Source organism: Streptomyces sp. NPDC058279 (assembly GCF_042881255.1).
GTDB lineage: Bacteria > Actinomycetota > Actinomycetes > Streptomycetales > Streptomycetaceae > Streptomyces.
This window is the reverse complement of sequence record NZ_JBHVYA010000043.1, coordinates 1-4564: the sequence shown is the minus strand read 5'-3', so window position 1 is coordinate 4564 and position 4564 is coordinate 1. Positions and strand designations below refer to the sequence as shown.

Sequence of the window (4564 nt, the reverse complement as noted above, 5' to 3'; positions counted from 1 at the left end):
CTGCGCACCCGCACCCAGCACCAACCAGTCATCGACCGCACCCGCCGAACCACCCGACGGCACCACCGACCACTCCACCCCGAACAACGCATCGCCGTGTCCGGTTCGGGCGCCGGCGAGCTGGTCCGGTGAGAAGGTCCGCAGCGCCAGGCTGCGTACGGTGGCGACCGGCGCGCCCTCGGCGTCGGCGATCTCCAGCGCCACGGCGTCCTGGCCGGCGCGGGAGAGCCGCACGCGCAGGGTGTCCGCTCCGACGGCGTGGACCGCCACTCCGCTCCACGAGAACGGCAGGCGCCCCTGCCCCGTGTCCTCGACGAGCGAGCCGAGGCCGACGGCGTGCAGGACGGCATCGAGCAGCGCGGGGTGCAGCGTGAACCGCGCCGGTCCGGGCTCGACGTCCGCCCCCAGGCTCACCTCGGCGAAGACGTCCTCGCCCCGGCGCCAGGCGGCGCGGAGTCCCTGGAACACCGGTCCGTACCCGAAACCGGCGTCGGCGAGGCCCTCGTACAGTCCCTCCACCGCGACCGGCTCCGCCCCGGCCGGCGGCCACACGCCGAGTTCGAACGCCGGGGCCTCCGCCCCTTCGGCCAGGAGGGCGGTCGCGTGGCGCAGCCACGGCTCGTCGTCCGGGGCTCGGTCGGCGCGGGAGTGGAACACGACGGACCGACGTCCCGCCTCGTCGGGCGCGGCGACGGTGATCTGGAGCTCGACTCCGCCGTCGTCGGGGAGCACCAGCGGTGCCTCAAGGGTGAGTTCCTCGACCTGGTCGCAGCCGACCTGGTCGCCGGCACGCAGCGCCAGCTCGACGAACGCCGTGCCGGGAAGCAGCACCGTCCCCGCCACGGCGTGGTCGGCGAGCCAGGGGTGGGTCTCCAACGACAGTCTGCCGGTGAGCAGCAGGCCCTCGGCGTCGGCGAGTGCGACGGAGGCGCCGAGCAGCGGATGGTCGGCGGAGCGGAGGCCGACGGTCGTCACGTCCCCGCCCAGGGTCCCGGCGTCGAGCCAGTAGTGCTCCCGCTGGAAGGCGTAGGTGGGCAGGTCGACGCGCCGGGCGCCGGTCGAGGCGTAGAAGGCCCGCCAGTCGACCGGTAGGCCCCGCACGTGGGCCTGTGCGAGGGCGGCCGTGACGGTTTCGGCCTCGGGGCGGCCCTTGCGGAGGGCGGCTGCGAGGACGGGGGTCGTGTCGCCGGTCAGGCAGTCCTGGGCGAGCGCGGACAGCGTCCCGTCCGGGCCGAGTTCGAGGTACGTGGTGACCCCGGCGGCTTCTAGGGTGCGCACGCCGTCCAGGAAACGGACCGCCTCGCGGACGTGCCGGACCCAGAAGTCCGCCGAACCCATCTCGTCCGTGACCAGCGCACCGGTCAGGTTCGAGACGACCGGGATGCGCGGGGACTCGTACGAGATCCCCTCCGCGACCTCGCGGAACGCGTCCAGCATGCCGTCCATGTGCGGCGAGTGGAACGCGTGGCTCACCGTGAGGCGCTTGGTCTTACGACCCTGCTCCTCGAAGACCCTGGCGATGGTGACCGCCGCGTCCTCATCGCCCGCGATCACGACCGACTGCGGCCCGTTGATCGCCGCAATGCTCACCCGGTCCGTCAGCAGCGGAAGGACCTCGTCCTCCGACGCCTGTACGGCGATCATCACGCCGCCGGAAGGCAGCGCCTGCATCAACCGGCCGCGCGCCGAAACCAGCGTGCAGGCGTCCTCCAGGGACAGTACTCCGGCCACATGCGCGGCCGTGATCTCACCGATCGAGTGACCCGCCAGGAAGTCCGGCTTCACACCCCACGACTCCACCAGCCTGAACAACGCCACCTCGACCGCGAACAGCGCCGGCTGCGTGAACTCCGTCCGATCCAGCAGATCGCCGTCCGACCCGAACAACACCTCCTTGAGCGGCAGTTCGAGGTGTGCGCAGACCGCGTCCAGCGCCTCCGCGAACACCGGATACGCGTCGTACAGCTCGCGGCCCATGCCCAGCCGCTGGCTCCCCTGCCCGGTGAACAGGAAGGCGAGCTTGCCCCGCGCGCCCGCCTCGCCGCGCACGATACGGGCGGTGGTCCCGCCCGAGGACAGCGTGGACAGGTCCGTGAGGGCGCTCTCCGGGTCGGCTGCCACGATGACGGCGCGGTGTTCCAGCGCGGCGCGGCCCGTCGCCAGGGAGTAGCCGATGTCGGCCGGGCCTGCCTGGTCGGGACGGCTGCGCAGGTGGGCGAGCAGGCGGTCGGCCTGGGCGTACAGGGCCTGTTCCGTGCGGCCCGAGACGAGCCAGGGCAGTACGGGCGGTACGGAGAGGGGCCGGGGGGCGGCCTCCTCGCCGTCCGGGGCGGGGTCGGAGGGCGGGGCCTCGTCCGCCGGTGACGGGGCCTGTTCGATGATGGTGTGCGCGTTGGTGCCGCTGATGCCGAACGACGACACGGCGGCGCGGCGCGGACGGCCGGTCTCCGGCCAGTCCACCGCCTCCCTCAGCAGGGAGACGGCGCCCGCCGCCCAGTCGACGTTGGTCGACGGCGCGTCGACGTGCAGGGTCTTCGGGATCCTGCCGTGGCGGATCGCCATGACCATCTTGATGATGCCCGCGACACCGGCGGCCGCTTGCGTGTGCCCCATGTTGGACTTGACCGAGCCCAGCCAGAGGGGGCTGTCCTCGGTGTGCTCGCGGCCGTAGGTGGCCAGCAGGGCCTGCGCCTCGATCGGGTCGCCCAGCGTCGTGCCCGTACCGTGCGCCTCCACCACGTCGACGTCGGCCGCCGTCAGCCGTGCGTCGGCCAGGGCCTGGCGGATGACGCGCTGCTGGGAGGGGCCGTTCGGCGCGGTCAGACCGTTGCTCGCGCCGTCCTGGTTGACCGCCGAGCCACGCACGATCGCCAGGACCTGGTGGCCGTTCCTGCGGGCGTCCGACAGGCGCTCGACGAGGAGCATGCCCGCGCCTTCGGCCCAGCCGGTGCCGTCCGCCGAATCCGCGAAGGACTTGCAGCGGCCGTCGAAGGACAGGCCGCGCTGGCGGCTGAACTCGGTGAAGGTGCCCGGCGTCGCCATGACGGTGACGCCGCCCGCGAGGGCGAGCGTGCACTCGCCCTTGCGGAGCGCCTGGATCGCGAGGTGGAGCGTGACGAGGGACGACGAGCAGGCGGTGTCGACCGTGAGCGCGGGGCCCTCCAGGCCGAAGGTGTACGAGACCCGGCCGGAGGCGATGCTGCTGGAGCCACCGGTGCCCAGGTACCCCTCGACCTCTTCGGGTACGGCTCGCAGCCGGGAAGCGTAGTCGTGGTACATGACGCCGGCGAAGACACCGGTCCGGCTGCCGCGCACCGAGGTGGGGTCGATCCCGGCCCGCTCGAACGCCTCCCAGGACGTCTCCAGCAGCAGTCGCTGCTGGGGGTCCATCGCCACGGCCTCGCGCGGCGAGATCCCGAAGAACGCCGGGTCGAAGCGGTTGGCGCCGTGCAGGAAGCCGCCTTCCTGCACGTAGCTCGTGCCCCGCCCGTCCGGGTCGGCGTCGAAGAGACTTCCCATGTCCCAACCCCGGTCGGTGGGGAAGGGAGAGATGGCGTCGGTCTCCTCGGACACCAGCCGCCACAGGTCCTCCGGCGACTCGACGTCCCCCGGGTAGCGGCAGCTCATCCCGATGATCGCGATCGGCTCCTGCTCCTCCGACTCGACCTCCTGAAGACGGCGCCGCGTCTCGTGGAGATCGGCGGTCACCCGCTTCAGGAAGTAGCGGAGCTTTTCCTCATTCATGCGTGCATCCCTCGTACAGAAGCCAGAAAGACAGAGCCGTCGGAAAGTCGGAGCCGAGCTGCGAGCGGTCGCATCAGGAGATGCCGAACTCCTTGCCGATGAAGTCGAAGAGGTCGTCGTCGGTCGCGGTTTCGAGCACCTCGGCCACATCGCCCTCACCGTCACCGTCGGCCGCCCGGTCGCCGGCCTCGCTCCATGCGGCGAGCAGTGCCTGGAGACGCTCGGTGATCCGGTCGCGCCCGTCGTCGTCGGGCAGGGAGGCCACGAGCGTCTTCTCCAGCCGGTCGAGTTCGGCGAGCAGCGGGGGTACCGCCGCGGCGCCGTCCTGCCAGAGTTCGTCCCGCAGGTACTCCACCAGCGCGGCCGGCGTCGGGTAGTCGAAGACGAGCGTGGCGGGAAGGCGTACGCCGGTGCCGGCGCCGAGCCTGTTGCGCAGCTCGACGGCGGTCAGCGAGTCGAAGCCGACCTCGTTGAACGACCGGGCCGGGTCGACCGCTTCGGGCCCGGCGAAGCCGAGCACCGCCGCCACGTGCGTGCAGACGAGGTCCAGCAGTGCCTCGTCCCGCGCGGCCGGCGCGAGCCCGGCCAGGCGCTCGCGCAGCGCGGTACCGCCGTCGGCGCCGGTCCCGGTGCTGCTCGCGGTGCGGCGGGTGGGGGTACGGACGAGTCCGCTCAGCAGCGGCGGGAGCATCCCACCACCGGCCGCCTGCGCCCGCAGCGCCGCGAGGTCCAACTTGACCGGCACGAACAACGCCTGCCCGGACACCGACACGGCATCGAACAGAGCCACACCCTCCTCCGCGGACAAGGCGGCCACACC

The 4564-nt window shown here is 72.6% G+C and carries 2 protein-coding genes; both read right to left on the bottom strand.

The annotated features are described in order from the left end of the window. Positions 1–3744, bottom strand: a 3744-nt coding sequence (locus tag ACFVXJ_RS31100; protein WP_389666802.1) for a type I polyketide synthase, incomplete at its 3' end; no start/stop codon positions are given. A gap of 73 nt (positions 3745–3817) precedes the next feature. Continuing rightward, positions 3818–4564, bottom strand: a 747-nt coding sequence (locus ACFVXJ_RS31095; RefSeq protein ID WP_389666800.1) for a phosphopantetheine-binding protein, incomplete at its 5' end; no start/stop codon positions are given.